Genomic DNA, 25,913 nt, shown 5'->3' with positions numbered 1-25,913 from the left:
CCCCAGCAGCGCGAAGTACCGGCTCGAGAGGTGGCACGCCGTGACCGGATGGGACGTCTACACCGTCGCCGGTGTGCTCGCCTCAGTCACGTGCATGACCCTCGACGACCCCGACCCCCCTGACCCGGAGAGCCCGTTGCTCAGCCGGCGAGGTCGCCGATTCCACGAACCCCCTCACGAGCCTCCTACCGGTCGGCCTCCGCACATACCTGGCGGTCGTGCGGGGTGGGCCCTCGGGGGCGGTGCCGGCGCCGTCGACGATCTCGAATCGGGCGCCGGGGATCCGTTCGGCCGCCGCCGTGGTCCAGCGAGACGATGCCGTCCCGGTCGCCCCAGGCGACGGTGGTCAGCGTCTCCTCCAGCCGGCCGAACCGCTCGGCCGTCCGCGGGAACGGCAGGCCCAGCCCGCGCGCCTCCTCGGCGTACCAAACTGCGCCGATCCCGAGCCAGGCCCGGCGCCGCTGAGCACGTCCAGCGTCGTCACACACTTGGCGAGCAGCGCGGGCTCGCGGAACGTCACCGCGCTGACCCAGGTCAGCAGCTCCACCCGGGAGGTGCACGCCGCGAGGTAGCCCAACGTCGTGTACGCCTCGAGCATCTCGCTCTCCGCGGATCCGTTCGCCGGGATCTGCCAGAGGTGGTCCGCCACCGCGAGCCGCGCGAACCCGGCGTCCTCGGCGGCCACCGCCACCCGCCGCAGGTCCGCCGCGAGGGCGGGCGGCCCGCCGGGCACGCGGAACTCCGAGAGCTGCAGACCGATCTTCATGGGCGACACTGCCTCCCCTTCGACGACCGAGAGACCCGATCGTGCCCGCCCGGCGCTGGAGACGATGTGACCTGGATCCGGGGATCACGCGAACCGGAGCACCACGTCGTCCCGCGGCTCTCGGGGTGACAGAGTCCGGAGACGAGAAGAGCCCGGACTGGGTGTCCGGGCTGATCAGGAAGGGTGGAGCTGAGGGGATTCGAACCCGTGACCCCTCGACTGCCAAGATCCCCCGTGGCCCACGAGTGGCTCCACGGCGAGTTGCCTGGCGCGGACCTTGGCAACACTCGAGGCGTCACCGCGGGGAGGTCGCTGTGAACTCGCGACCCACCACGGTCAGAGCCGCCACGATCCTGGGCCGTGCCAAGATCAAAGCCCCGGTGACATGACCGAAGAGGTCAGGGGCCATCCGGGGCTATTCGCTCATCAGGATAGCACCCGCGCTCGTGAGAGGTCAGGCATGACGGCTGATGGCTGGTCGAGGACTGGCTGTCCTCCCCGCGCTTTGCCGTCTACCTCGCTGCGACCGAGGGCGATCGCGACGGCGCACTCAAGCTCTACGAATGGAACGCGGCGCTCTCCTCGGCCTTCCACCACGACCTGGGGCACCTCGAAGTCGCGCTGCGCAACGCCTACGACCGGGCCCTCACCGGTAGCGATCAGCCCGACGGACCGCACTGGGTCTTCGAGCCCGCTCGCCACTTCCCGCCGCAGACGAGAAAGGCCGCCAACGGCAGACGCTACGACGCCAACGCGACCTCGCGGCGGCTCCTCGATGCCGCAGTGAACGACGCCCGCCGCAGTACGCGGGCGCACGACGTCCCACCGGGCAAGGTCATCGCCGAACTGGGGTTCGGCTTCTGGCGCTACCTCTCCTCGCGCCGTCATCACGACGACCTCTGGGTCCCGCGACTGCACACGGCGTTCAGACCCGGAACCGACCGACGTGCCGTCGACGAACCCGTCCGACGGCTCCACGAGTTGCGCAACCGCGTCGCTCACCACGAGCCACTGCTCGGCCACGATCTCGCTGCACGCCACCGCGACCTGCTCACGGTCGCACGCCTGCTCTCGCAACCGCTCCACGAGTACCTGCACGCACACACCAGGTCCGCGAATTTGATCGCGACGCGGCCCCACTGATACCGCGGCGTACACGCTGGGCGCCGGGCCGGCCGTTCGACATCTCGTGCACCTCGCCCCGGGCCGACCACTGTGGATCACCGGAACGGAGGACAGGACCCGCCGGGGCGGAATCCGCAGTTCACGGCCCGTCTCCCGCTCATCAGTGTAAACTTATCGAGGAATCGACTTCGCGGCCGACGGATGGGATCCAGCATGGCAGAAACCCCGGGTCTGTCCCGGCGCGCTCGAGTGCAGCCGCGGCTGGCCGAGCTCATCGCCTCGGAGTTGCGCGAGCAGATCCTCAACGGCGTGCACACCAGCGGCCTGCTGCCGAAGCAGGACGATCTCGTCGCGATGTTCGGGGTGAGCGCCCCTCCGCTGCGGGAGGCACTGCGCATCCTCGAGGGCGAGGGCCTGATCACCGTCCGGCGCGGTAAGGCGGGCGGCGCGCTCATCCACATGCCCGACGGGGGCTCGGTGTCGCACTCCATCGGGGTGGCGCTACAGGGCGACCAGGTCCACCTGCGCGATCTCGGCAGTTCGATCCTCATGTTCGAGCCGGCCTGCGCGGCCACCTGCGCCACCGACGAGGGGGCCCGCGAGGCCCTCCGCCCGCTGGTCGAGGGCAACCTCCGGCTCACCGAGGAGGTCATCGGCGACGGGCCGGCGTTCACCCACCGGGCCCGCCAGTTCCACGATCTCGTGGTCGCGCAGACCCCGGTCGCCACGACCCGGATCATCGTGCGCAGCCTCGTCGCGATCTGGTCGACGCAGGAGGAGACCTGGGCGCACGAGGCGACCGACCTCGGCCGGTACCCGACCGTCGACGCACAGAAGCAGGTGCTCGCCGCGCACCGGCGGATCGCCGACAAGATCTTCGACGCCGATGCGGCGGGCGCCGAGCGGTACGCCCGCGCCCACCTCGAGGCCTCGCAGCAGAACATGCTGTCCCAGTTCGGCGACCGCGTCGTCGACGCCTCGTCGGCGCGTGCGGTCCGGGGCCTGCGGGACGAGACGGCGCGGCAGTCCGAGATCGCCCGGCTGCACGAGCTCGAGGCGCAGCCGGCGCGGAGCTGGGCCAGCGCTCTCTGACCGCCCCCCAGCGGGGGACCCCGGCGGCGAACCCGCCGGGCGTGCCCCCGCCGGCGAGCTCAGCGGGGCAGCCCGAGCACCCGCTGGGCCAGCAGGTTCAGCTGGATCTGCTCGGAACCGCCGTAGATCGACGCGGCGCGCGAGTAGAGGTAGCGGCGCATCCACTCCCCCGCCGCGTCGGACTCCGCCGGCAGCACGGCCGATGCGCCGAGCAGGTCGATGGCGGCGCGGTGCAGCGCCTGGTCGACCTCTGTCATCAGGATCTTGTCGACCGACATCTCCGGCCCGGGCAGGGTGTCGGCCAGGTCGCGTTCGGCGAGCCGGCGCCGGACGTGCGTGGTGAGGATGCGGAACCGGACCTCCAGGTCCGCCACCCGCCGACGCACCGCCGCGTCGGTCCGCAGACGGTCGCCGAGCAGGGTGCGGAGCTCGCCGAGCGCCGCGCCGAACTTGGAGAGGTAGCCGACGTCGGCCGCGCCCCGCTCGTACGCCACGGTCATCATCGCGATGGGCCAGCCGTCGCCCTCGGCGCCGAGCCGGTTCTCCTCGGGCACCTCGACGCCGTCGAAGAACATCTCGCAGAACTCGGACTCGCCGGTGGTGGCGACGATCGGCCGGACCTCGATCCCGGGCGAGCGCATGGGCACGACGAACGCCGAGACGCCCTTGTGCCGCCCACCCGACTCTCCGGTGCGGGCCAGCAGGATGCAGAAGTCGCAGTACTCGGCGTAGCTCGTCCAGACCTTCTGCCCGGTGATCCGGTAGCCGGTGCCGGTCCGCTCCGCACGCGTCGAGAGGTTGGCGAGGTCGGAGCCCGCGTTCGGCTCGCTGAAGCCCTGGCACCAGTAGTCCTCGCCGCTCAGCAGCCGAGGCAGGTAGCGGTCGCGCTGCTCCTGGGTCCCCCACTGCAGGAAGGCACGCCCCATGTAGCCGATGCGCGGGGCGTCGGGCGCGCCGAGGGCGCCGATCTCCTCGTTGAGCGCGACGTCGTAGACGTTGCTCAGCCCGCGGCCGCCGTACTCGGTCGGCCAGGACAGGCCGACCCAGCCGCCCGCGAACAGGACCTGGTGCCAGCGCTTGAGAAACAGGCCGCGCGGCTCGTCCGCCCCCTGCTCGATGACGTTGTCGCGCAGCCACTTCCGCAGCCCGTCGCGGAAGGCGACCAGTTCAGGGCTCTCACTCAGGTCCATCGGTGGCCTCCTGGTCGACGAGGGCGAGCAGCGCGTCCGCGGTGGCCTCGGCGCCACCGAACACCTCGGCGTCGAGCAGCGCACGGCGCAGGTGCCGGTGCGCGGGGAACTCCCAGGTGATCGCGACGCCGCCGAACACCTGCACCGCGTGCTCGACGATCTCGACGCCCGTCCGCGCGGCGTAGGACTTGGCGACCAGCGAGGTCTCCCGGTGCTCCGCGTGTGCGTCGAGCGCCCACGCTGCGGTGATCACCGCGCTGCGCAGAGCCTCCACCTCGGCGTACGCCCGCCCGCAGAGGTGCTGCACGGCCTGGAACGACCCGATCGGCACGCCGAACTGGATCCGCTGCTTCGCGTACTCGACGGCGTCGGCGAACAGCCGCCCGGCCGTGCCGAGGAGGTCGGCGGCGAGCAGCAGGCGTGCGAAGGAGCCGAAGCGCCCGAGCGCGTCGGCCGAGGGGCCAGCGGCCAGCCGGCGGGTGCCGCCGGACGGGCGGGCGACCGACCGCGAGAGGTCCTGCGTCCCGGTGGGGTCGCCGAGATCGACGACGAGCAGGTCGTGCCCCGACAGCGCGAGCGCGTGCCGGAGAGGCGGCCCGGCGTCCCAGGCGAGACCGGTGCCGTCGACGGTGAGCCCGGCGAGGTCCTCGGTGAGCAGCACGGTGGCGGGCGCGTCGAGGGAGGCCCCGGCGAGCCGCGCCAGCTCGCCGGCGAGCAGCGCGCCGACCAGCGGCGCGCCGCAGACCGCGCCCGCCAGCTCCTCGACCACGATCGCGGTCATGGTCGCGGTCGCGAGCGGCGAGCCGTCCTCGTCCGCCTCGCGGAGCTGGGTGAAGCCGGCGCCGTCGAGCGCGGACCAGCACCCGCTGTGGTCCTCCCCCGCGGTGTCGCGACAGCGGCGCGCGATGTCGCGGGCGGTCGCGCGGAGGTCGGCCTCCTCCTCGGTGTCCGGTGCCGTGGTGGGGACCAGCGTCGCGGCACTCATCGGGCGGTCCACTTCTTCGGCTTGGCCGCGGCCCAGTCCAGTCCGTCGACACCGATCGGGTTGCCGATCTGCGTGTACATCAGCGCCGACGCCATGGCCTGCTCCCGGCCCAGGTCGCGGGACCTCCACAGGGCCTTGATCGTGCCCTGCACGGCGGCCGGGGGCTGGCTCGCGATCGTCGCCGCGAGCTCGTGGGCCCGGTCGAGCAGGCTCTCCGCCTCGACGACCTCGCTGACCAGGCCCGACTCCCGGGCCGTCTCGGCCGTCACGCGCTCGTGCAGACCCATGACCGCCATCCGCACCACGTCCGAGTAGCGCATCCGGTAGCTCAGGCTGATCGGCTCCAGGGCCGCGACCATGCCGTAGGTGACGTGCGGGTCGAAGAAGGTGCTCTCCGGAGTGGCGAGCACGATGTCGCACTCGCCGATCCAGTAGAACGCCCCGCCCGCGCACATCCCGCGCACGGCTGCGACGACCGGCTTCCACACCTCGTTCGACTTGGGTCCGAGCTCGCGGCCCGGGTCCTCCGACTCGGCCCACGGCGCCGCGGTGTCCAGCCAGGGCGAGTCGGAGCCGGACGTACGCTCCGTGGTGTCCAGGCCGGTGGAGAAGGCCCGCTCCCCGGCACTGGTCAGCACGATCGCCCGCACGGCAGGATCGGCGCGCAGCTCGGCCCACAGCCGGGCGAAGTCGCGGCGCATCTGCTCGTTGAAGGCGTTGAGCACCTCGGGGCGGTTGATCGTGACGGTGGCGACACCGTCGTCCGCCCGGTCCACGAGGACCGTGTCGTAGGCGGATGTGTCGGGCATGCGCTGCCTCTCCTCGCCGAGGGGTCGCTTACTCCGCTATCTTTACAAGATATGTAAGGATAACGCCAGTCGCCGTCCCGAGGAGCACGCCCATGACGACCGCCGCCGAACTGTTCTCCCTCGAGGGGCGCACGGTCCTGCTGACCGGCGCCACGGCCGGGTTGGGCCGGCGCTTCGCCGAGACCCTCGCGGCCGCCGGGGCCACGGTCGGCGTCGTCGGCCGCCGCCCCGAGCTGTGCGAGGAGATCGCCAAGGAGAACGACGGCTGCGTGCCGCTGCCGTTCGACCTGGCGCGGACCGAGGAGCTCCCGGGCCTGGTGGACACGGCCGTCGAGCGGCTCGGCCCGATCGACGTGCTGGTCAACAACGCCGCGTACATCGCCGGCGGGGCGAAGGCGGAGGACGAGACGCCCGAGCAGATCGCGCAGACGCTCGCGGTCAACCTCGTCGCCCCGATCACCCTGGCGCAGCGGATCTACCCGTCGATGAAGGAGCGGGGCGCAGGCGTGATCGTCAACGTCACGTCGATCGTCGCGCGGGCGGGCATCGCCTGGTTCCCACAGGCCACCTACGCGGCGTCGAAGGGCGGGTTGGAGGCGATCACCCGCGAGTGGGCCGCGCAGTGGAGCCCGCACGGGGTGCGGGTCAACGCGCTGGTCCCCGGCTTCTTCGAGAGCGAGATGACCAGTGAGGTGATCCACAAGCGCCGGGTGCAGGAGTGGATCCTGAGCAACACGATCCTGCCCCGCCACGGGCAGGTCTCGGACTTCGACGGCGCGCTGCTCTACCTGTGCAGCGACGCCAGCAGCTACGTCACCGGCCAGACCCTCGTCGTCGACGGGGGCTGGACCGCGCACTGAGGTCCACCGACGCGCGACGGGCCGCCCGGGAGATCCGGGCGGCCCGTCGTCGTTCTCAGGCGGCCGTGGTCACGTGGTGGCGAACCCGCGCCGCAGCTCCCGGCGGAGGAGCTTGCCGGTCTCGCTGTAGGGCAACGCCTCCCGGAACTCGATCAGCGCCGGCGTCCTCGACGACCGCAGCCGGGCGCGGACGAAGTCCCGCAGCTCGTCCGCCTCGATGGCACGACCGTCCCGCGGCACCACGAACGCCGCGACCGTCTCGCCCCACTCCACGTCCGGTGCACCGACGACGGCGACCTCCTCGACGTCCGGGTGCTGGAGCAGGACGTCCTCGATCTCGCCGGGACTGAGGTTCTCGCCGCCCCGCACGATCACGTCGTCGGCCCGGCCCTCGATGAAGAGATACCCGTCGGCGTCGAGCCGCCCGTGGTCGTTGGTGGGGAACCAGCCGTCGGGGTCCTTGGCGTCCTTGCCCTCGTACTCGCCGGCGATCTGCTCGCCGCGGACCACGATCTCGCCGACCTCGCCGGGCCGGAGCACCGTGCCGTCGACGTCCCGGATCTGCAGCTCGACACCGGGCAGTGCCCGTCCGACCGAGCCGAGCCGGGCCGCCACGGCGGGATCGTCGCTGGCGTAGGCGACGCGGTGGTCGTCGGGACCCAGCAGCGCCACGGTCGAGCTGGTCTCGGTGAGGCCGTAGGCGTTGACGAACCCGACCCGCGGCAGCAGCTCCAGCGCGCGGCGCACCACCGGCAACGGCATGCGCCCGCCGCCGTAGGACAGGTGCCGCAGCGCCGGCAGGTCGGCTCCGGTCTCCTCCACGACGTCGAGGATCCGGCCGAGCATCGTCGGCACGATCATCGCGTGCGTGATCGCCTCGGCCTTCGCGAGCTCGACCCAGGTGGCCGCGTCGAACTGCGGCAGGTACACGATCCGCCGGCCCAGGTAGACGTTCGACAGCACCGACGCCATCCCGGCGATGTGGTAAGGCGGCACGCTGACCAGCGCCGCCTCGTCCCCCTCCGCGCCCAGGAACTCGGTGGAGCCCAGGACGTAGGAGGTGAGGTTGCGGTGGCGCAGCAGGACCGTCTTCGGTGCACCGCTGGTCCCGCTGGTGAAGAGCGCGATCGCGACGCCCTCGCCGTCGTCGGCCGGATCGGGGACGACCTCCGCCGGGGTGAGGTCCCCCGGCGCGAGCAGCCCGGGGCACGCGTCCAGGCCGTCGATGCCGGCGACCCGCGGGGCCGTCCGCTCGTCGGGGACGACGACGGCCGGGCTGCACCGCTGCAGCGCCGCGCGCAGCTGCTCGTCGGTGAGCCGGTAGTTCACCGACGTGAAGGTGGCGCCGGCCAGCGCGCTGCCGAACAGCAGTGCCGGGAGGGCGTCGCTGTTCTGGCCCGCCTGCACCAGCCGGGTCGCGCCGCGGCTGTGCAGGAAGCCGGCGACGCGGGCGGCCCGGTCGCGCAGTTCGGCGTAGGTGACGCCGTCCGCGGCGCGGCCGACCGCCACGCGGTCGCCGGCGGCGTCCGCGGCCATCTCGAGCAGGAGAGTGAGGTTCACGGACTTCGTCTTTCCTCGTGAGCGGTGATCAGAGCAGGGCGTGGTCCCCGGCCCCGACCAGGCCGTCGCCGTACAGGCCGGCGAAGGGCACGGTGGCCATGCCGTCGAGCAGCCGCTTGCGGGTCTGCGAGTGCCCCCACGGCAGCCGGCGGATCGCCTGGCTGTGCCGGGAGAGCCAGCTGAGGTCGACCTCGTCGCAGAAGCCCATCGCGCCGTGCATCTGGTGGGCGGTGCGGAACACGGTCTCGGCCGTCTCCAGGGCCGACACCCGGCAGGCGAGCACGTCGACGGCCGCGCCGGGCTGCCCGCTCAGCACCGACCACAGCGTGTACTTGGCCAGCTCCTGGAAGCCCTGCAGCGTGGTCGTGGTGTCCGCGAGCCGGAACTGCAGCGCCTGGAAGGAGGCGATGGGCTGGTCGAACTGCTTGCGGTCCAGCATGTGCTGCCGGGTCTTGTCGAGCGCCGACTCGAGCATCCCGAGCAGCGTCCAGCAGGGCAGCAGCAGGGCCAGCGGCGCGGAGTCGTCGGACTCCCAGGTGCCCAGCTCGACCTCGCTGACCAGCGGGCCAAGCTTCGTGCCGAGCGCCGGACCGGCCGAGACGACGGGCGCGCGGCGGGCACGACCGTCGGAGACAACCCAGTTCAGCTCGGGCGCCAGGCTGATCAGGTTGACCCGAGCGACCGGCCCGGTCGCCACGGCGACGGCGCCGAACCCGGCGTCGGGATCCGCGGCCAGCCGCTCGGCGACCGGATACGGCAGGGCGACCCGGCCGGCCGACCGGCACGCGGCCGCGGCGGCCTCGCCGTCCTCCGCCGACTCGCGGGGCCGCAGGTCCCACAGGCCCAACTGGTCGAGGATCCCGGTGACCTCGTCGATCCCGGTGCCGGCCTCGGCGGCACGGGCGAGGTCGGCGCCACCGACCTTGGCCAGCGCGGCGTCCATGACCCGCCCGAGCTCCAGGGCGTCGTCGGTGAGCTCCGTCTTCATCGCAGCGTTCTCCCCGCTCGGTGCTGTTCGTTCGCTCCGCACGCTCCGCTCACTTCGTCTTCAGCAGCGACCGGGAGAGCAGCAGCCGCTGCACCTCGATGCTCCCGGACGCGACGGTCGCGGCCTGCGCGTAGCGCCAGTGGTCGTCGACGGCGCGGGCGAACAGGTCGGAGCGGTCCGCCGCTCCCACCGCCCGCTCCTCGAGCATGTCCATGAGGACCTCGGCGACCTCCTGGTCGGTCTGGGTCACCGCGATCCGGTACGACGCCGTATCGGCCGGGTCGACCGCGCCGGCCTCGATCTTCTCGACCACGCGGTAGGCCAGCAGCCGCGCCTGGCGGACGTGGATGAGCGCGGTCGCCCAGCGCTCCTTCAGCTCCTCCGGCAGGGTTTCCCAGCGGTCGCCCAGTGCTGCGGGCGCCATGTTGAGCAGCCGGTCGCAGCGGGCGTAGCGGGCGATGCCGACCCGCTCGAAGGCCAGCGCCTCGCGCACGATCGACCAGCCGGCGTCGACCTCGCCGAGGACGTCCGCCTCGGTGACGGGCACGCCCTCGAAGAACACCTCGTTGAGGTGGTGCGGGCCGACCATCGCCTCGATCGGGACGACCTTGATCCCGGGGCGGTCCATCGGCACCAGGAACACCGTGATGCCCTTGTGCTTCGGCGCGTCCCGGTCGGTGCGGGCGAGCAGGAAGCACCAGTCGGCCATCGTGGCGTAGGAGGTCCAGACCTTCTGGCCCTCGATGCGCCAGCCGCCGCCCTCCTGCGGGACCGCGGCGGTGCGCAACGAGGCGAGGTCCGAGCCCGCCTCGGGCTCGGAGAAGCCCTGGCACCAGATGACCGTGCCCGCCCCGATCCGGCTGAGGTGCTCGCGCTTCTGCTCGTCGGTACCGAACCGCATGATCGCCGGCCCGACCCAGTTGACGCCCATGTACTGCGCGCCGCGGGGCTCGAAGTGCCCCCACATCTCCTCGCGCATCACGGCCTGGTCCCACTGCGAGGAGGCCGAGCCGCCGTACTCCACCGGCCACGCCGGGGTGAGCTGCCCCTTCTCCGCCAGCAGCCGGCAGAACGCCTGGGCCGTCTCGAGGTCCTTGGGGTCGCGGGTGAACGCACCCAGGAAGGTCTGCGGCACGTGCTCGCGCACGAGGGTCCGCAGTTCCGCACGCAGCGCTGCGCTGCTCTCGGAGTCGGAGAACTCCACCGTCACACCTCCGTCGTCAGACCACAGCAGCGTGACATGAACAAGTAATCTTTACAAGTATTACTGCCTTTGGTCAGGCGATGACGAAGCCGTTGTCCACCGGAAGGGTCACGCCGGTGACCGCGCCGGAGCGCTCCGAGGCCAGCCACAGCACGGCCTCCGACACGTCCTGCAGCCCGATCCGCCCGCGGTGCATGGCGTCGTTGAAGCCGCCCGCCACGCGGTGCTTGTTCGCCTCCACCCACGCACCCATGGCCGGGTTCTCCACCATCGGAGTACCGACGGCGGTGGGGTGGATCGTGTTGACCCGGATGCCGTGCGGCCCGAGCTCGTTGGCCCAGGCGCGCATCAGGCCGACGAGCCCGTGCTTGGCGGCCGTGTACGCGTCGGCCCGGACGTCGCCGCGCGAGGTGCCCTTCAGGCCGGACGTCGAGCTGATGATCACGATCGAGCCACCCCGGCCACCCTCGACGAGCGCGTCCCGGGTCGCCTGCAGCGTGTTCCACGCCCCGGTGAGGTTGACGGCGATGTAGTCGGCCCAGATCTCGTCGATCGTGGTTGTCTCGGTCTCCGGCAGACCCTGGGCGACACCGGCGTTGGCGACGACGACGTCGAGCCGTCCGAACGTCGCCATCGCCTTCTCGACGGCCGCGACGAGCTCCTCGCGGTTCCGGACGTCGGCGTGCGCCGTCAGGCAGCGGCCGCCGGCCGCCTCGACCAGCCGGGCGGTCTCCGCCAGGTCCTCCTCGGTCCCGAGGGCGTAGGGGACCGTCGCGATGGGCGCGCAGATGTCGACGGCCACGATCGCGGCGCCCTCGCGGGCGAGGGTCAGCGCGTGCGAGCGCCCCTGCCCGCGGGCGGCCCCGGTGATGAAGGCGACCCGGTCCTGCAGATCGCCCCGCCCGTCGTCCGCCATGTCCGCGCCTCCACACCTCGATGAATACTGGTAAAGATTGTGCAGATGCTAGGATCGCGGTTCCGGCCCGTCAAACGACGTTGCCGCACCCCCGCTCGCCGCCGAGGAGGAGTCCGTGCGCAGCATCCATGACGAGGTGGACGTCGACCTGGTCGTCGCCGAACGGGTCGACGCGGCCGACGGCGTCATCGTCCTCGATCTCCGCGCCGCGGACGGCAGCGACCTCCCCGCCTGGGATCCCGGCGCCCACATCGACCTGCAGCTGACCCCGGAGCTGTCGCGCCAGTACTCGCTGTGCGGCGACCCCGATCGCCACGACGTCTGGCGGATCGGCGTGCTCCTGGAGCCGGAGAGCCGCGGCGGCTCCCGCTTCGTGCACGACAAGCTGCACGTCGGCGCCGAGGTGCGCGCCCGCGGCCCGCGCAACCACTTCGCGCTGGAGCCCTCGCCGCGCTACGTCTTCGTCGCCGGCGGCATCGGCGTCACGCCGATCGTGCCGATGATCGGCGAGGCGGAGCGCGCGGGCGCGGAGTGGACGCTGCTCTACGGCGGCCGGACGCTGTCGAGCATGGCCTTCCGCGAGGAGCTCGCGCTGCTCGGCGGGGGCCGCGTGACCGTGACCCCGCAGGACACCCACGGTCTGCTCGACCTCCCCGCACTGCTCGCCGATGCGCGCGCCGACACGCTGGTCTACGTCTGCGGCCCGGAGCCGCTGCTCGACGCCGTCACGGCCCTGACGGACCCGTGGCCCGCCGGCACCCTGCACCTCGAGCGCTTCACGCCGAAGACGCTCGGGCCGATCGGGGACGCGTCGTTCGAGGTCGAGCTCGCCCAGTCCGGCCTGACGCTGACGGTTCCGCCGGACCGGTCGATCCTCGACGTCGTCACCGAGGCGGGAGTCGACGCGCCGTCGTCGTGCGGCGAGGGGACCTGCGGGACCTGCGAGACGGTCGTCCTCGAGGGCACCCCCGAGCACCGCGACTCGCTGCTGACGCCCGAGGAGCAGGCGGCGAACGAGACGATGATGATCTGCGTCTCCCGCGCGGCCTGCCCGCGGCTGGTCCTCGACATCTGACCGCCGCTCACCCGATTCACCGCACGAGTAGGAGGAAGCGCGTGGGAGTCCGATTCGAGCCCGAACCCGAGAACCACCTGGCGGTCATCACGATCGACCGCCCGGAGGCCCGCAACGCGGTCAACGCCGAGGTCGCGCAGGGGATCGAGGAGGCCGTCGACGCGATCGAGGCGGACGACCGGATCTGGGTCGGCATCCTCACCGGCGTCCCCCCGGTGTTCTCCGCGGGCGGCGACCTCAAGGAGATCGGCAAGGGCCGGGTCAAGACGCTGCACACCAAGCGCGGCGGCTTCGCCGGGTTCGTCCGGCGCGAGCGACGCAAGCCGTTCATCGCCGCCGTCGACGGCTACGCGCTGGCCGGCGGCACCGAACTGGCCCTCGCCTGCGACCTCGTCGTCGCCTCGCGCGGCTCGACCTTCGGTATCCCCGAGGTCAAGCGGGCGGTCGTGGCCGGGGCCGGCGGGCTGTTCCGGCTCGGCCGGCGGATCCCCTTCGCCGTCGCGATGGAGTGGGCGCTGACCGGCGACGCCTATCCGGCCGAGCGGGCCGCCGAGCTCGGGCTGGTCAACGAGCTGGCCGAGTCCGGGAAGGCCCTCGAGGCCGCGCGCGCCCTGGCCGCCCGGATCACGGTCAACGCGCCCGTCGCGGTGCAGCTCTCCCGGCAGCTGATGATCGAGGCGACGCACCTGGTCGACGAGGACGAGGCCTGGGAGCGCAACCGGGCGGTGGTCCGCGCCGCCGGCGAGACGGAGGACTTCGCCGAGGGCATGAAGGCCTTCGTGGAGAAGCGCGACCCGGTGTGGAGCGGTCGGTGAGCGGCGGCTCCGGCGGTCCGGTCGTCGTCATCGGCGTCGGGCAGCTGCGCAACAACCGCGAGAAGGACCCTGCCCGGGCGCTCGAACCGGTCGAGCTGATCCGGCGGGCGATCGGTGCGGCCGCCGACGACGCCGGGCTGCCCGAGGGCGCGCTCGGCGAGGTCGACGCCCTCGGCGTGGTCCAGGTCGTCTCCTGGAACTACGACGACGTCGGCGCGGCGGTCGCCGAGGCCGTCGGCGCGCGGCGGGCGAAGACCTCGGTGTCGGAGGTGGGCGGGCACCAGCCCGTCGCCGTGCTGACCGAGCTCGCCCGGTCCATCGCCACCGGCGAGGCCGAGCTGGCCGTGGTGTGCGGCGGCGAGGCGCAGTCCTCGGTGGAGCTGCTCGGCGCGGTGAAGGAGCCGGAGAAGGCCGAGAACTGGAGCCACACCCCCGGTGGGCCGGGCACGTTCACCCGGGCGACCGGCGGCACCGAACGCATGTGGGACCTCGGGCTGGTCGGCCCGATCCGCATCTACCCGCTGTGGGAGAACCGGCTGCGCCACGACCTCGGGCAGAGCTTCGCCGAGTCGCAGGCCTGGTCGGCCGAGATGTACTCGCGGTTCAGCGAGATCGCCGCCGGCAACGAGGCGGCGTGGAACACCGACGCGCTCACGGCGGAACAGATCGCCGAGGTCGGCCCGAAGAACCGGATGATCTGCTTCCCCTACCCGCTGTGGATGAACGCGCTCAACCGCGTCGACCAGGCCGCGGCGGTGATCCTGGCCAGCCCGGCCGCGGCCGACCGGCTCGGCGTCCCCGTCGAGAAACGGGTGTACCTGCGGGCCGCGGCGGTCGACGAGGACTGCGAGGACGTCCTGGAGCGCGAGTCCTACGGGCGCTCGCCCGGCCTGGAGCGCAGCCTCGACGCCGTCCTCGGGTCGGCCGGCACGCGGGCGGAGGCGCTCGACGTCGTCGACCTCTACAGCTGCTTCCCGATCGTGCCGAAGCTCGGCGCGCTGCACCTCGGGCTGGACCGGGACCGCGAGCTGTCCGCGACCGGCGGCCTGACCTCCTTCGGCGGGGCGCACAACAACTACTCCGCGCACGCCCTGGTCGCGGTCGTCCGGCGGCTGCGCGAGGGCGGCAGGACCGGGCTGGTCTACGCCAACGGCGAGTACCTCACCAAGCACGCGGCCGTGGTCCTGGACCGTGAGCCCGTCGAGGACTTCCGCTGGTCCACGGCCGCGGCCGACGAGCACGGCCCGGTCGCCGTCGACGACACCCTCACCGGCCCGCTGGAGATCGAGACCTTCACGGTGGAGTTCGACCGGGAGGGCAACCCGGCCCGCGGTTACGTCATCGGCCGATCCCCGGCCGGGACGCGCACCGGGGTGCGCGTGTCCAAGTCGGACCGGTCGACCCTCGCCGCGCTGGTGGACCCGCAGTCGGACCCGATCGGGCGGACGGGCCGGGTGGTCACCGAGGGCGAGCGCCGGCTGTTCACGCTGGCGGACTGAGCCCGAGAACGACGACGCGCCGCCGACCTCCCCGGGGTCGGCGGCGCGTGGTCGTTCCGGGAGCGGACTCTCAGGGGCGCGGGCGCACCGGGAGGGCGGAGAAGCCGTTGTTGACCCCGACCAGGCCGTAGCGGCGCACCCGGTCCGCCACGACCTCGTAGTCCGGGATCCGCCGCAGCACGGCCTCGACGGCGACCCGCAGCTCCATGTGCGCCAGCCAGATCCCGAGGCAGTAGTGCATGCCGACGCCGAAGGCGAGGTGCAGGCCGTCCTTGCGGCCCAGCTTCACCTCCTCGGCGCCGGGGAAGCGCTCCTCGTCCCGGTTCGCCGAGCAGATCAGCGCCGCGACCCGGTCCCCGGCCTTGACGTGCACGTCGCCGAAGGCCTGGTCGGTCACCGCCGTCCGGGCGACCAGCGGGGTGACGGCGGCGAGCCGGGTCAGCTCCTCCACCGCGTCGGGGATCTTCGCCGGGTCCTCGACCAGCTCGCGGCGCAGGTCGGGGTGCTCGGCCAGGTACAGCACGATGTTGTCCATCGACGCCGCCGTCGTCCGCACCCCGCCGAGCAGCATCGACAGCGCGAGGTCGATCACCTCGTCCTCGGTCAGCCCCGTCCTCGGGTCGACCATCGCGGTGACCAGGTCGTCACGCGGCTCGGCCTTCCGGGCCCGGACGACCTGCCCGACGAGCTCGCGGACCTCGGCGAACTTGTCCGCGGTGCGGGCGGCGAGGGCGTCGCGGTTGCCGCCGGCCTCGGGGTCGATGGCGAAGGCGTCCTCGAGCATCAGCACGACCTTCTCGGGGTCGCCGATCTCGCCGCTCGCCAGCCCGACGAACTCGCTGATGGTGGCCACGGTGAGGCGGAAGCTGAACTCCTGCGCGACGTCGAACTCCGGCTTGCCCACCAGCTCGTCGAGCAGCCGGTCCGCGGCCGCGCGGGCGATCGGCGCGACCTTCTGCTCGATGTTGCGCTTGGCGAACAGGTTGCGCAGCGGCTTGCGCAGGCGGTCGTGGGCCGGTCCGTCGAGGCTCCCCGGGATGATCGCGGGAGCGTGCGGGGCGGTCGGGATCAGCTTGCCGCCGCGCAGGCCGTCGGCGCTCTTCTCGACCGTGAAGTTCTCGGGGTCGGACAGGATGCGCCGCGCGTTCTCGTAGGTGGAGGCGACCCAGTAGCCGTCGTGCGCCTCGGTGAACCCCATCGGGCACGTGGCACGGAGCTCGGCGAACTTCGCCGGGGCGTCCTGCCCGAACTCCGGGGTGTGGTGGTCGAACTCGATCGTCGGACGCTCGCTCATGCCCTTCCTCCCGACGTGACGGGCACTGCCGCCAGGCGGATCACGCCGCCCTCGGCGAGGCCCTCGATCGTCGCGTCGTCGTAGCCCAGTTCCGCGAGCAGCTCGCGGGTGTGTTCGCCCAGGTCGGGCACGCTCTCACCGGGCGCGGCCGGCACGTCCCAGAAGCCGGCCACCAGGTCGAGCCGGCCGTAGCCGCGGGTCTGCAGGGTGCGCGCGACGCCCAGGTCGGCGTGCACCACCGAGTCCATGAAGGCGTCGAGGCGGTCCTCGGCGACCCGGCAGGACCGCACGCCCGCCGCCGCCAGCCCGGCCAGCGCGTCGTCGACCGCCTGGGCGGCCAGTGCGCCCACGGGGTCGGGGCCGAGGTGCGCGGCGAAGGCCTCGGCCTGCCCCTCGTCGGCCGCGTCGACCAGCAGCCAGCCGTCCATGCACCGGTAGAGGCGGTGCGCGGGGTCGAGCCCGGTCTGGTCGGCGTCGAGCACCGGCGCGGGGGTGACCGCCCCGTCGGCCAAGGTCACGGCGACCTCGGAGGCCGCGGTGATCCCCGCCGCCAGCAGCGACGTCCCGGTCTCCCCCGGCGTGCCGGTCGTCTCGCGCTCGTAGAGGCCGAGCAGGGCGCCGAAGGCGGCGATCATGCCGGACTGGACGTCGAACACCGAGTTGCGCAGCCAGATCGGTGTGCGGCCCTCCCCCGCGTTGGCGTGCTCCCAGCCGGTCAACGCCTGCGCGGTCGGGTCGTAGCCCGGCAGCGGCGCCATCGGCCCGCGCGGACCGTAGGCGCTGACGTGGCTGAACACGATGCCCGGGTTCACCGCGCGCAGGCCGGGGCCGTCGAGCCCGAGGCGGGCCGCGGGACCGAGCCGCATGTTGTGCAGCACGACGTCGCCGGACCGGATCAGCCGCCCGAGGGCCTCCCGGGCGTCGGGCGCCTTGAGGTCGATCGCCAACGACCGCTTGGCGCGGTGGCAGCCCGCGAACTGGGTGAGCCCGCGCCCGCGGTCCCCCGCGAGGGGCTCCACCTTGACGACGTCGGCGCCGAGGTCGCCGAGGCACTGCGCGCCGAAGGGACCGGCGACGACCGACCCGAAGTCGAGGACGCGCAGGCCCGCGAGCGGCCGCGGGTCCACCGGCGGGACGGACACCTCGTGCGTCCGCGGCGCCCACCTCGTCAGCACCTCGTCGAGCGCGGTCGAGCCCGCCGCCGGGGCCGGGCCGGTGATCCGGCTCGGCGTGCTGGTCTCGACGGGCGGCCCGGCCTGCAGCGCACGCCCGACGACCGGGTCGTCGACCTCGGCGACGTAGCCGTTGACCCGAACCTGCTCGTCGGTGAAGCACTCGCCGAGCTCGCGGACGACGATGCACGGCACGTCTGCCTCGCCGAGCTCGTCGCGCCACTCGTCGCTGGATCGGGTGCGGAACACGCGGTCCCAGGTCGCCCAGTTCTCCGGGGTCACCCCGACCTCGGACAGGTCGACGAGATCGGCCAGCGCCAGCGCCTCCAGCACCGGCGGGGACTCGATCCAGCCGCCGACCGCGCCGGCGAGCTGAACGTACCGCCCGTCCGCGCACCCGAAGATGGACAGGGCGGCGTCGGGCCAGATCTTCGGCAGCGTGTGCCTGTCCAGGCCCGCGGGCAGCCGCTCCCAGCGCTGCCAGTACAGCGCCGCGGGGGCGAGTCCCCCCTGGAACACGCTCGTGCCGACCGGGAGCACCGCGCCGGTCCGGGCCCGCTGCACGAGCCGCGCGACGACGCCCGCGGCGGTCAGGTAGGCGGCGCTCCAACTGGGGAACGGCAGCCGGATGTAGACCGGGCCGGGGCGGTTGCCCTGCTGCTCGTCGAAGAAGCCCTGCTCGGCCTGCACCATCGCGTCCGTCGCGGCGACATCGGCGAGTGGGTGTCCGGTCGGGTAGCTCGGCACGGTCGCGACGATCAGGCCCGGGTGCCGCGCGGCCAGGGTCTCCGGGTCGAGGCCGCGGGCACGGGCGGCCTCGACCGGGAGATCGTGGACCAGGACGTCGGCGCGCGAGAGCAGCGGTTCCGGATCGCCGACCACGGACCGCTTGCTCCGGTTCCACGTCGCGAAGGCGACGGGCCGCGCGGCGCGGTCGGGATCACCACCGGCCGGCTCGATCTTGACGACGTCCGCCCCGGCCTCGGCGAGCAGCCGGCACGCGACGGGCCCGGCGATCCCCGAGGCCAGCTCGACGATCCGGACGCCGTCCAGCACACTCACGCGCTCACCTCCGCGACCAGCGACGCGAAGGTCTCGCCCGCCCAGGCGTAGTCGGCCTTGCCGTTGTCGTGGCGGCGGATCGCCGGCACGTACGCCACCGCCTTCGGGATCTTGTACCCGGCCAGCGCGTCGGCGCAGCGGGCGCGAATGGTGTCGCGGTCCAGCTCGGGACCCGCGGCCACCAGCAGCGCGACGACCTCCTGGCCCCACCGCTCGCTCGGGCGGCCGAACACGATCGCGTCGGCGATCTCGGGCAGCGCGCGCAGCACGCCCTCGACCTCCTCGCCGTAGATCTTCTCGCCGCCGGAGTTGATGACCGTGGCCTCGCGGCCGAGGAAGCGGATCTCGCCGGTCCCGTCGACGCTCGCGCGGTCGCCGGAGATAGACAACCGGAGCCCCTCGACGACCTTGTAGGTCGCCGCGGTGCGCACCTCGTCGTTCAGGTACCCGCGGGGGAGCTCGCCGGCGTTGGAGAGCCAGCCGATGCCCGGGCTCTCCGCGGTCAGCAGCCGGGTGTGGTCGTCGGACACGACGAAGGTCTGCGGCCCGGCCCTGAACGCCGGCTGGGCGCTGCTGGTCTGCATCGCCTGCGGCCCGGTCTCCGACGAGCCCAGTGTGTTCACGAGCTTCAGGCCCGGGAAGTAGGTGTCCAACTCGGACCAGGCGGACGGGGACAGCGCGGCCCCGCTGGAGAAGATGTAGGACAACCCCGGCGGCTCGGCCCCGGCGCGCAGGGCCTTGACCAGCGGCTGCGCGAACGGGTCGCCGATGATGGCCATCCAGGTGACCTTCTCGCGCCGGCACAGCTCCAGCGCGCGCTCGGCGTCGAAGCTGTGGTCCTCGCTCAGCACGAGCGTGCCGCCGCGCGACCAGGCGCCGTAGGAGAACCAGGCGGCGGCGCCGTGCATCAGCGGCGGGGCGACGAAGGCGCGCAGCCACCCGCGACGGGGAGCATCGCGGGTGGCCGCCTCCAGCGACTCCACCGCGATCCCGCAGGGTCGCCCGGCGAGCTCGCGCAGCCGCCAGATCACGCCCTTCGGCATCCCGGTGGTGCCGCCGGTGTAGAGCACGTGCACGTCGTCCGGGGAGGGCACGACCGGCTCGGCCGGCGGCCGTGCGCCGGCCAGCACCTCCTCGTAGGCCCGCGCACCGGCGGGCAGGGCCGCGCCGGAGCCGTCCTCGACGACCACCAGCACCGGCTGCAGGTCCTCGACCAACGCGAGGGCCTGCTCCAGCACCGGACCGAACTCGCGGTGCAGGACCATCGCGACCGGCCGGGCGTCGCGGAGCAGATAGGCCAGCTCGTCCGCCCGGTACCGGTAGTTGACGTTGAAGGGGGCGCACCGGGCGCGGTAACACCCGATGCTGCCCTCCAGGTACTCCGGGCTGTTGCGCAGCAGCAGCCCGACGGTGTCGTTGGGCGACCGCCAGTCGACGGCCGCCCCGTCCCGGGGGCCGAACCCGCAGCCGGTGAGGAACCACCCGAGCCTCGTCGTCCGCTCGCGCACCTCGGCCCACGTGAGCCGGCGCCCGCCCTGGACGACGCACTCCCGCTCCGGGACGCCGTCGGCGACGGCGTCCCACAGCTGCAGCAGGCCGAACGACCTGACCTCCCCGGCCGACGGTGACGGGCTCATGGGTTCCTCTCGACGTGCGGGTACTGCTGTGAAGGGAGTCGGCGAACTGCCCCCTTCGTCCGAAGGGGCCTCGGCTTCCGAGGCCGATGGGTTCTCAGGCGGTCATCGTCACGCGGAGCGCGGCTCGAACTCGATCCGCACGTCCTCGATCGCCCAGGTGAGCCCCAGGTGCTCCTTCGGGGTGCAGCCTTCCTGCAGCCGGAACGACGGGATCCGCCGGTGCAGCTCCTCGAAGGCGATGCGCAGCTCCAGGCGGGCGAGGTGCACGCCGACGCAGCGGTGCGCGCCCAGGCTGAAGGACAGGTGCGGCTTCGACTCGCGGGTGAAGTCGACGGTGTCCGGGTCCGGGTAGTACTTCGGGTCCCGGTTCGCCGCGGCGAGCGGACAGAACACCCGCTCGCCCTCCGGCAGCTCGAGGTCGGCCACCTGCGCGGACGCGGCGGCGACGTTCCGGGTGGGCATGGCCGGCGAGGTCCAGCGCAGCAGCTCCTCGATCGCGGGCGCGAGCGCGTCCGGCGTCGCGAACATGGCCTCCCACTGCTCCGGGTGGGTGGCCAGGTAGGCGATGCTCTGCCCGATCACGCTCTGGACCGTGTCCAGACCGGCCATGAGCAGCAGCACGAACAGGTCGGAGAGGTCGCTGTCGGAGATCGGCTCGCCCTCGAGCCCCTGGTTCACGATCACGCTCGTGATGTCGTCGCCGGGGTTGGCCCGCCGGTCGTCCACGATGGCCTGGATGTAGGCGCGGGACTCCTCGCTGGCCTTGATCCGGGCCTGCATCGTCTCCTCCTCGGTGCCGCCGGGCACGCCGTGGAGGAAGATGTTGACCCAGTCGTTCATGCGCTCGGCGTCCTCGAGCGGCCAGCCCATGATGGACAGGAAGACCGTGCCGGGGAACGGGAAGGCGAACTGCGGCACCACGTCGCACTTCCCGGTCGCCACGAACCCGTCGATGAGCCCGTTCGCGACGTCGCGGATCTGCTTCTCCATCTCCTGCACCCGGGCCGGGGAGAAGAGCGGGTCGAGCAGCTTGCGGTACTTCCGGTGCACGTCGCCGTCGAGCTCGATCGGGATCTGCTGCTTCTGCCCGAACGCCACCTTCCCGTCCGGGATGTTCGGGAAGCTGACGAAGCCGCGGTTGTTGCGCCGCAGGATGCTCGAGATGTCGTCGTAGGTGGTGGCCACCCAGAACCCGCCCTTCTCCGAGAAGGAGACGGGGCACTTCTCCCGCAGCTCGGCGATCTCGTCCAGCTTCTGCTGGATCGTGCCGCCGGGGTAGACGTCGTAGTCGTGGCGGCGCTCCGCCTTGACCTCGTCCAGGGTCTTCTCGGTCATCGGTGACTCCCGCAGGTGGTGGTGGGCGCGCTCAGCCGTTGAAGTTGCCCTTGCGGGCGTTGTCGTTCAGGTTCTCCCGCCAGTTGGCGCCGAACGGGATGGCGACCTGGGCGAGGGTGCCGCCGTCCGTGGTCGGGATGGTGACACCGGACATGTACAGCAACTCGTCCGACGCCAGGAACAGGGCCGGGTAGGCGCTGTCCAGGATGCGCGGCGGGCGGCTGATCTTGAGCGGGATCGGCGAGTGCTCCGGGATCCACTCGCCCGCCATCTCCTCGTGGGACTTCTCCAGCACGGGGGCGTCCGCGGGGAGGATGAAGTTGGCGGACATGCCGTGCGTGGGGGCGATCGCGTTGATCCGGATCCCGTAGCGGCCGATCTCCCAGGCCGCGCAGATGCGGACCAGGCCGTTGATACCGGCCTTCGCCGACCCGTACTGCGGAAAGCCCGGGTAGCCGACCAGGGAGGCTGCCGACGAGGTGCAGATGATCGAGCCGCCCTCGGGCCCGCCCGGGTTGTTCTTCATGGCCCGCACCGCGTGCTTGACGGCGAAGAAGACGCCCTTGAGCACGACGTCGTGGGTCTCGTCCCACTCCGCCTCGGAGATGTCCTCGAACGGGGTGAGCCCGAAGTCCTTGGCCGGGATGCCCGCGTTCGCGAACATCACGTCCAGCCGCCCGTAGGTGTCGACGGCGGCCTGCACCGCGGCCTCCACCTCGGACTCGACGGTCACGTCGGCCTTGACGGCGATCGCCTCGTTGCCGTCGGAGAGCACCTGCTTGAGGGTCTCGTTCGCGCGCTCCTCGGAGACGTCCGTGATCACGACCTTCGCGCCCTCCTGCGCGAAGAGCCGCGAGGACACCCGCCCCAGGCCCGAGCCGGCACCGGTGATCACCGCGACCTTGTTCGCCAAACGCATTGCCGTTCCTCCTGTGCCGCAGATCCTTCTGGGCGGACACCTGCCGCGTCCCGTCGATGGGTCGGAGCCGTCCGGAGCGCACGGCTTCCCGTGTGCCGGCGGTCACGCCAGGCGAAGTCTCACATGACCTGTTTATCTTTGCAAGTATTACGGTAATGACGATTGAAGCGGTCAGTCGGACGACGGCAGGCTCTTCGCCTGCTTGATCCCCAGCACCTCGTCGCCCACCCGCAGTTGCCCCGCTCCGGCCTTGGTGCACAGCAGCTCCATGCCGGTGGCCGGGTGCACGTACCGCTTGCCGGTGAGCGACCCCGGGCCGTCCTCCCCGATCGGGCTGCCCGCGTCGACCGGCAACGGCGCCATCGGCACGTTGCCGCAGGTCAGGTCGACGTCCTCGGAGGGCGGACGCACCACGATCACCTGCGTGGTGCACCCGCTGCTGCCCAACCTCGCGCCGGTCGTCGGCTTCATCGCTCGTCCCCTTCCGCTCTCACAGGAGCACCTGCACGGTCTTCGCGGCCACGAACTCCCGGACGCCGCCGAGGCCGCCCTGGACGCCGTAGCCGCTCTGCTTGCGGCCGCCGAACCCGATGTGCGGACCCGCCGGCGCGCCACCGCCGTTGACGCCGACGTTGCCGGTGTCCAGGGCACCGGCCACGCGCAACGCCCGGCCGACGTCCGCAGTGAACACGTAGCCCGCCAGGCCGTAGTCGCTGTCGTTGGCCAGCGCGACGGCCTCGTCCTCGTCGTCGAAGGTCTGCACCCCGACGACGGGCCCGAAGACCTCCTCGCGGGCCAGCTCGACGGTGTTGTCCGGGAGCTCGACGACGGTCGGGTCGACGAAGAAGCCGTCGGCGAGCTCACCGCCCGCGCGCTGCCCACCTGCGAGGACGAATCCGTAGGCGCGGGAGCGGTCGATCATCCCGACGATGCGGTCGACCGCGGCCTGGTTGATCACCGGGCCCATCGACACGCCCTCGGTGAACGGGTCGCCCTGCCGGATGCCGGCCAGCGCCGCGGTCAGCCGCTCGACGAACTCGTCGTGCACGGAACGGTGGACCAGCAGCCGGGAGCCGAGCGTGCAGACCTGGCCCGCGTTGGCGGTCAGGGTGAGGGCCGAGGTGACCGCGCGGTCGAGGTCGGCGTCGGCGAACACCAGGCTCGCCGACTTGCCGCCCAGCTCGAACACACACGGGGTCAGGCGCTCCGCGGCGGCCGCGGCGATCCGGCGGGCGGTGGCCGGGCTGCCGGTGAAAGTGATCTTGTCGATGCCCGGGTGCGCCACGAGGTGCGACGAGGCCTCCACCCCGGCCGTGACGACGTTGAGCACGCCCGGCGGCAGCCCGGCCTCGAGCGCGAGCTCGGTGGTCCGGATCGCGCCGAAGGGTGCCAGCTCGGACGGCTTGGCCACGACGGTGCACCCGGCCGCGAGCGGTGCTCCGATCGTCATGCCGTAGGCGCCGGTCGAGCCGTTCCACGTGGCCAGCCCGGCGACCACACCGACCGGCTCGACCGCGGTGTACTCGAAGACGCCGCGGCCGGTGAGCGGCACGGTGTCGCCGGCCAACCGGTCGGCCCAGCCGGCCGCCTCCTCGATCCAGTCGGCGCCGTAGTGCACCGAGAACGGGGTGTAGGCGCGCGGGCCGCCCATCTCCAGCGAGGCGATGGTGGCCAGCTCGTCCACGTGCTCGCGGATCAGCTCGGCGAAGCGGGTGAGCACGCGGCGGCGGTCGACCGGGTTCCACGCCCGCCAGGCGGGCAGGGCCTCGCGGGCGGCGGCCACGGCCGCGTCGATCTCCGCGATGCCGGCCATCGGGACCGCGGCCTGCGTCTTCCCCGTGGCAGGGTTGACGTGCTCGTACGTGCCGCCGGACGCGCGGTCGAGGCGGGCGTCGCCGATCACCAGGCGGGTGGGCAGGACGGACGTGCGGTCGTCGGCGAGGGTCATGCCGTGCTCCTGTTCGGGGTCGGTCCGCCCTGCTCGGTGGCGAAGAGCGCGACGCTGCTGAGCTCGGAGATCGGGCCGCCGGAGACCAGGCAGACCTTCGCCCCGGGGACAGGGTTGGGCGACTCCCCGCGCAGCTGCCGGACGGCCTCGACGGCGTTGCCCATCCCGTGGAGGAAGCCCTCGGCGAGGTCCCCGCCGCTCGTGTTGATCGGCAGCCGGCCCGAGGGGGCGACGAGGTTCTCGAAGGTGAGCACCTCGCCGGCCGTCTCCGCGGTGCAGAAGCCGAGGTCGATCAGCGCCGAGACGGGCGGGCCGGTGAAGTTGACGTAGAGCTGCACGACGTCGACGTCCGCCGCGGTCAGGCCGGTGCGCTCCCAGACCCGTCGGGCGGGCGCGGCCTGCGACGACGCGTGGTACGGCTCGTGGTTCTCGTCCATCTCGCCCCACCGGCCCTGGGCACCGTAGGCCGCGCCGAGCAGGTACACGGGCTTGTCGGTCAGGTGCCGGGCCCGCTCGGCGGAGGTGAAGATGATCGCCGCAGCGGCGTCGTTCTCCCTCGAGGAGTCGAACAGCCGGATCGGCTCGGCGATCAGCCGCGAGGAGTCGTAGGCCTCGTCGGTGAGCACCAGGTCCTTGCCGACGGCCCACGGCGTGCGGTTCGCGTGGTAGTAGCTGGCCTGCGCGACGGCCTTGAGCGCGCTCGCCGGCACGCCCTCGGCCTCGAGCAGCCGCTGGGTCCGCAGGCCGAGTGCCTGGGCGGGGGCGTCGATGCCGTGGGCACGGTAGGCGAGGCCGAACACGCCCTGGCTCACGGCCGAGCTGAGCCGTCCGCTCGTCGACTCGGCGGTGGCCCGGTACACGACCACGGTCTCCGCCTGCCCCGAGAGGATGGCTGCCTCGGCCTGCGCGATCGCCCCGGCGCTGCCGCCGCCACCGCCGCCCCAGACGAGGCTGCTCCAGCGCAGCTCCTTCGTGCCGAGCGGCCCGGTGAGCCGCGGCCCGTCCTGGAGATCGGCGCCGTAGGAGACGAACCCGTCGATGTCGGCGGTGTCGATCCCGGCCATCGCCGCGGCGTCGTCGATGGCCTTGAGCAGCAGCTTGCGCTCGGGATCGGGCGACTTCCCGCGCTTGTGGTACGCCGTGCTGCCGTATCCGACGGCGGCGATCTGCGCGGGCTTCATGCCGCCACCTGCTCGCCGAGCGACCAGGTGAGCACCGGCAGGTCCGCGGTACGCGGCGACGCCGGCTGGAACGAGCCCGTCAGCGGGGCCCCGATCCGGATGCCCTCCTCGCTGCCGGTGAGCAGCCCCATGATCCGCGCACCGCCGGCCTGCGGGAGCTCGACGAGCACGTTCACGTACGGCACGAGGTCGGCGTAGGCAGGCACGAACGGCAGGTGCGTACGGATCCAGGAGTAGACGCGTCCCACGGGCTCGACCTGCTCCCAGACCATGTCGTAGGCGCCGCAGGCCGGGCACCGCCAGTCCGCGGGCCAGCTCCACCGCCGGCATCCCGCGCAGCGCTGGATGCGGAGCTCCTCCGCACCGAGACCCTCCCAGTAGGGATGGTCGACGCGGTCGGAGAATGGATGCACCTCGTCGCGTTCGTTCGCCATCGTCTCCCTCGTCGATGCTCCGGGCCTGCTGTGCCATAAAAGTTTAT

23 protein-coding genes are annotated in these 25,913 nt (G+C 72.6%); 5 read left to right on the top strand and 18 right to left on the bottom strand.

Annotation, left to right across the window (positions count from 1 at the left end):
* Nucleotides 1-346 precede the first annotated feature (346 nt).
* Nucleotides 347-766: an LLM class flavin-dependent oxidoreductase gene (locus PKE99_RS24805; protein ID WP_425566523.1), complete on the bottom strand. Its 420-nt coding sequence runs from the start codon at nt 764-766 to the stop codon at nt 347-349.
* A gap of 426 nt (nt 767-1,192) precedes the next feature.
* The gene (locus PKE99_RS39060; protein ID WP_344741576.1) at nt 1,193-1,864 is read right to left on the bottom strand and encodes a hypothetical protein; all 672 of its coding nucleotides are present in this window, start codon (nt 1,862-1,864) and stop codon (nt 1,193-1,195) included.
* Nucleotides 1,865-2,104: 240 nt separating this feature from the next.
* On the opposite strand from PKE99_RS39060, the gene PKE99_RS24795 reads away from it, so the two are divergent.
* Nucleotides 2,105-2,983 carry a FadR/GntR family transcriptional regulator gene (locus PKE99_RS24795; protein ID WP_063739824.1) on the top strand — a complete coding sequence of 293 codons (879 nt, stop codon included), beginning with the start codon at nt 2,105-2,107 and terminating at the stop codon, nt 2,981-2,983.
* Nucleotides 2,984-3,042: 59 nt separating this feature from the next.
* Here the strand turns inward: PKE99_RS24795 and PKE99_RS24790 are convergent, their stop codons facing one another.
* From PKE99_RS24790 to PKE99_RS24780, 3 genes are read right to left on the bottom strand one after another with little or no spacing between them, the layout of a single operon-like run.
* Complete coding sequence (locus tag PKE99_RS24790) at nt 3,043-4,173, bottom strand: acyl-CoA dehydrogenase family protein (protein WP_037049901.1); 1,131 nt, start codon at nt 4,171-4,173, stop codon at nt 3,043-3,045.
* Entirely contained in the window at nt 4,160-5,158 is a 999-nt protein-coding gene (locus tag PKE99_RS24785; protein WP_156067849.1) for an acyl-CoA dehydrogenase family protein, read from the bottom strand. Before PKE99_RS24785 ends, PKE99_RS24790 begins: the two co-directional genes overlap by 14 nt.
* Nucleotides 5,155-5,967: an enoyl-CoA hydratase/isomerase family protein gene (locus PKE99_RS24780; protein ID WP_037049897.1), complete on the bottom strand. Its 813-nt coding sequence runs from the start codon at nt 5,965-5,967 to the stop codon at nt 5,155-5,157. Before PKE99_RS24780 ends, PKE99_RS24785 begins: the two co-directional genes overlap by 4 nt.
* A gap of 92 nt (nt 5,968-6,059) precedes the next feature.
* Here PKE99_RS24780 and PKE99_RS24775 point away from each other — a divergent pair, with 92 nt between their 5' ends.
* Nucleotides 6,060-6,827 carry an SDR family NAD(P)-dependent oxidoreductase gene (locus PKE99_RS24775; protein ID WP_037049894.1) on the top strand — a complete coding sequence of 256 codons (768 nt, stop codon included), beginning with the start codon at nt 6,060-6,062 and terminating at the stop codon, nt 6,825-6,827.
* Nucleotides 6,828-6,896: 69 nt separating this feature from the next.
* Here PKE99_RS24775 and PKE99_RS24770 read toward each other — a convergent pair whose 3' ends face one another.
* The 4 genes from PKE99_RS24770 to PKE99_RS24755 all read right to left on the bottom strand — a co-directional run bounded on the left by PKE99_RS24770 (nt 6,897) and on the right by PKE99_RS24755 (nt 11,495).
* Entirely contained in the window at nt 6,897-8,387 is a 1,491-nt protein-coding gene (locus PKE99_RS24770) for a class I adenylate-forming enzyme family protein (protein WP_037049892.1), read from the bottom strand.
* 28 nt (nt 8,388-8,415) lie between these two features.
* Nucleotides 8,416-9,375: an acyl-CoA dehydrogenase family protein gene (locus PKE99_RS24765; protein WP_051737908.1), complete on the bottom strand. Its 960-nt coding sequence runs from the start codon at nt 9,373-9,375 to the stop codon at nt 8,416-8,418.
* A 49-nt stretch (nt 9,376-9,424) separates the two neighbouring features.
* Nucleotides 9,425-10,579, bottom strand: a complete 1,155-nt coding sequence (locus tag PKE99_RS24760; protein ID WP_197040771.1) for an acyl-CoA dehydrogenase family protein — start codon at nt 10,577-10,579, stop codon at nt 9,425-9,427.
* A gap of 73 nt (nt 10,580-10,652) precedes the next feature.
* Nucleotides 10,653-11,495 (bottom strand): mycofactocin-coupled SDR family oxidoreductase, encoded by an 843-nt coding sequence (locus PKE99_RS24755; RefSeq protein ID WP_037049888.1) that lies wholly within the window; start codon nt 11,493-11,495, stop codon nt 10,653-10,655.
* Between the two features lie 115 nt (nt 11,496-11,610).
* Here PKE99_RS24755 and PKE99_RS24750 point away from each other — a divergent pair, with 115 nt between their 5' ends.
* From PKE99_RS24750 to PKE99_RS24740, 3 genes are read left to right on the top strand one after another with little or no spacing between them, the layout of a single operon-like run.
* Nucleotides 11,611-12,570 carry a PDR/VanB family oxidoreductase gene (locus tag PKE99_RS24750; RefSeq protein WP_063739823.1) on the top strand — a complete coding sequence of 320 codons (960 nt, stop codon included), beginning with the start codon at nt 11,611-11,613 and terminating at the stop codon, nt 12,568-12,570.
* 41 nt (nt 12,571-12,611) lie between these two features.
* The gene (locus PKE99_RS24745; protein WP_037049886.1) at nt 12,612-13,385 is read left to right on the top strand and encodes a crotonase/enoyl-CoA hydratase family protein; all 774 of its coding nucleotides are present in this window, start codon (nt 12,612-12,614) and stop codon (nt 13,383-13,385) included.
* Nucleotides 13,382-14,884: a TLP1 C-terminal extension domain-containing protein gene (locus tag PKE99_RS24740; protein ID WP_037050138.1), complete on the top strand. Its 1,503-nt coding sequence runs from the start codon at nt 13,382-13,384 to the stop codon at nt 14,882-14,884. Before PKE99_RS24745 ends, PKE99_RS24740 begins: the two co-directional genes overlap by 4 nt.
* A gap of 70 nt (nt 14,885-14,954) precedes the next feature.
* On the opposite strand, the gene PKE99_RS24735 is transcribed toward PKE99_RS24740, so the two are convergent.
* The 9 genes from PKE99_RS24735 to PKE99_RS24695 all read right to left on the bottom strand — a co-directional run bounded on the left by PKE99_RS24735 (nt 14,955) and on the right by PKE99_RS24695 (nt 25,866).
* A complete protein-coding gene (locus PKE99_RS24735; protein ID WP_037049883.1) occupies nt 14,955-16,178 on the bottom strand; it encodes a cytochrome P450 in 1,224 nt (407 codons plus the stop codon).
* Nucleotides 16,175-18,412, bottom strand: a complete 2,238-nt coding sequence (locus PKE99_RS24730) for a CoA transferase (protein WP_063739822.1) — start codon at nt 18,410-18,412, stop codon at nt 16,175-16,177. Before PKE99_RS24730 ends, PKE99_RS24735 begins: the two co-directional genes overlap by 4 nt.
* Complete coding sequence (locus PKE99_RS24725; protein ID WP_051737905.1) at nt 18,409-20,049, bottom strand: AMP-binding protein; 1,641 nt, start codon at nt 20,047-20,049, stop codon at nt 18,409-18,411. Before PKE99_RS24725 ends, PKE99_RS24730 begins: the two co-directional genes overlap by 4 nt.
* A gap of 108 nt (nt 20,050-20,157) precedes the next feature.
* Complete coding sequence (locus PKE99_RS24720) at nt 20,158-21,384, bottom strand: cytochrome P450 (protein ID WP_051737904.1); 1,227 nt, start codon at nt 21,382-21,384, stop codon at nt 20,158-20,160.
* A gap of 31 nt (nt 21,385-21,415) precedes the next feature.
* Nucleotides 21,416-22,303, bottom strand: coding sequence for an SDR family NAD(P)-dependent oxidoreductase (locus PKE99_RS24715; RefSeq protein ID WP_037049880.1), 888 nt, complete (start codon nt 22,301-22,303; stop codon nt 21,416-21,418).
* 171 nt (nt 22,304-22,474) lie between these two features.
* The gene (locus PKE99_RS24710; protein ID WP_037049878.1) at nt 22,475-22,774 is read right to left on the bottom strand and encodes a hypothetical protein; all 300 of its coding nucleotides are present in this window, start codon (nt 22,772-22,774) and stop codon (nt 22,475-22,477) included.
* 19 nt (nt 22,775-22,793) lie between these two features.
* Complete coding sequence (locus PKE99_RS24705) at nt 22,794-24,251, bottom strand: aldehyde dehydrogenase family protein (protein ID WP_037049876.1); 1,458 nt, start codon at nt 24,249-24,251, stop codon at nt 22,794-22,796.
* Nucleotides 24,248-25,432: a thiolase C-terminal domain-containing protein gene (locus PKE99_RS24700; protein ID WP_037049874.1), complete on the bottom strand. Its 1,185-nt coding sequence runs from the start codon at nt 25,430-25,432 to the stop codon at nt 24,248-24,250. The genes PKE99_RS24705 and PKE99_RS24700 overlap by 4 nt, the downstream gene beginning before the upstream one ends.
* Nucleotides 25,429-25,866: a Zn-ribbon domain-containing OB-fold protein gene (locus tag PKE99_RS24695; protein WP_037049872.1), complete on the bottom strand. Its 438-nt coding sequence runs from the start codon at nt 25,864-25,866 to the stop codon at nt 25,429-25,431. Before PKE99_RS24695 ends, PKE99_RS24700 begins: the two co-directional genes overlap by 4 nt.
* Between the last annotated feature and the right edge of the window lie 47 nt (nt 25,867-25,913).

Source organism: Pseudonocardia halophobica, assembly GCF_027922425.1.
Taxonomy (GTDB): domain Bacteria; phylum Actinomycetota; class Actinomycetes; order Mycobacteriales; family Pseudonocardiaceae; genus Pseudonocardia; species Pseudonocardia halophobica.
The sequence above is the reverse complement of the archived record's forward strand: the minus strand, read 5'-3'. Positions and strand labels throughout refer to the sequence as shown.

Bases quoted from the DNA above. Each gene is read 5' to 3' on its own strand.
- PKE99_RS24795 (WP_063739824.1), top strand. From the start codon at position 2,105: ATGGCAGAAACCCCGGGTCTGTCCCGGCGCGCTCGAGTGCAGCCGCGG.
- PKE99_RS24790 (WP_037049901.1), bottom strand. From the start codon at position 4,173: ATGGACCTGAGTGAGAGCCCTGAACTGGTCGCCTTCCGCGACGGGCTG.
- PKE99_RS24780 (WP_037049897.1), bottom strand. From the start codon at position 5,967: ATGCCCGACACATCCGCCTACGACACGGTCCTCGTGGACCGGGCGGAC.
- PKE99_RS24775 (WP_037049894.1), top strand. From the start codon at position 6,060: ATGACGACCGCCGCCGAACTGTTCTCCCTCGAGGGGCGCACGGTCCTG.
- PKE99_RS24715 (WP_037049880.1), bottom strand. From the start codon at position 22,303: ATGCGTTTGGCGAACAAGGTCGCGGTGATCACCGGTGCCGGCTCGGGC.
- PKE99_RS24765 (WP_051737908.1), bottom strand. From the start codon at position 9,375: ATGAAGACGGAGCTCACCGACGACGCCCTGGAGCTCGGGCGGGTCATG.
- PKE99_RS24700 (WP_037049874.1), bottom strand. From the start codon at position 25,432: ATGAAGCCCGCGCAGATCGCCGCCGTCGGATACGGCAGCACGGCGTAC.
- PKE99_RS24705 (WP_037049876.1), bottom strand. From the start codon at position 24,251: ATGACCCTCGCCGACGACCGCACGTCCGTCCTGCCCACCCGCCTGGTG.
- PKE99_RS24785 (WP_156067849.1), bottom strand. From the start codon at position 5,158: ATGAGTGCCGCGACGCTGGTCCCCACCACGGCACCGGACACCGAGGAG.
- PKE99_RS24695 (WP_037049872.1), bottom strand. From the start codon at position 25,866: ATGGCGAACGAACGCGACGAGGTGCATCCATTCTCCGACCGCGTCGAC.
- PKE99_RS24710 (WP_037049878.1), bottom strand. From the start codon at position 22,774: ATGAAGCCGACGACCGGCGCGAGGTTGGGCAGCAGCGGGTGCACCACG.
- PKE99_RS24720 (WP_051737904.1), bottom strand. From the start codon at position 21,384: ATGACCGAGAAGACCCTGGACGAGGTCAAGGCGGAGCGCCGCCACGAC.
- PKE99_RS24725 (WP_051737905.1), bottom strand. From the start codon at position 20,049: ATGAGCCCGTCACCGTCGGCCGGGGAGGTCAGGTCGTTCGGCCTGCTG.
- PKE99_RS24735 (WP_037049883.1), bottom strand. From the start codon at position 16,178: ATGAGCGAGCGTCCGACGATCGAGTTCGACCACCACACCCCGGAGTTC.
- PKE99_RS24805 (WP_425566523.1), bottom strand. From the start codon at position 766: ATGAAGATCGGTCTGCAGCTCTCGGAGTTCCGCGTGCCCGGCGGGCCG.
- PKE99_RS24755 (WP_037049888.1), bottom strand. From the start codon at position 11,495: ATGGCGGACGACGGGCGGGGCGATCTGCAGGACCGGGTCGCCTTCATC.